The organism is Pseudomonas sp. LB-090624 (assembly GCF_003205205.1).
Lineage (GTDB): Bacteria > Pseudomonadota > Gammaproteobacteria > Pseudomonadales > Pseudomonadaceae > Aquipseudomonas.
In genome coordinates, this window is the sequence record NZ_QJRL01000084.1 from 1 (window position 1) to 637 (window position 637).

The following is a 637-nucleotide window of genomic DNA, read 5'->3' on the forward strand; positions in this document are numbered from 1 at the left end:
CCCAGATGGGTAAAGGCGTGGTCGATGAGCGTCACCCGCGCTTCCTGGGGAACGCTGCGCTGTCGTCTGGTGACTTCGTCCACCGCGCCATCGAAGCGGCCGACCTGATCATCAACATCGGCCACGACGTGATCGAAAAGCCGCCGTTCTTCATGGTCCGTGGCGGCACCGAAGTCATCCACATCAGCTTCCGCTCCGCCGAAGTCGATGCCGTGTACTTCCCACAGGTGGAAGTGATCGGCGACATCGCCAACGCCGTGTGGCAGATCGGTGAAGCGCTGACCGAGACTTCGCACTGGGACTTCACCCGCCTGATGGCCATCCGTGAAGCCAACGAAGCGCAGATCGCCGAAGGTGGCGACGACAACCGCTTCCCGGTCTACCCGCAGCGTATGGTTGCCGACATCCGTCGCGTGTTGCCGTCCGAAGGCATCGTTGCCCTGGACAACGGCATCTACAAGATCTGGTTCGCCCGTAACTACAAGGCGCACAAGCCGAACACCGTGCTGTTGGACAACGCCCTGGCGACCATGGGCGCTGGCCTGCCGTCGGCCATGGCGGCGCACCTGGTGTACCCGGACCGCCCGGTGATCTCGGTATGCGGCGACGGCGGCTTCATGATGAACAGCCAGGAGCT

At 63.3% G+C, this 637-nt stretch carries 1 protein-coding gene; it reads left to right on the plus strand.

What is annotated here, in order from left to right; all coding sequences use genetic code 11:
- Positions 1–637, plus strand: a 637-nt coding sequence (locus DMX11_RS25825; protein ID WP_256590666.1) for a thiamine pyrophosphate-dependent enzyme, incomplete at both ends; no start/stop codon positions are given.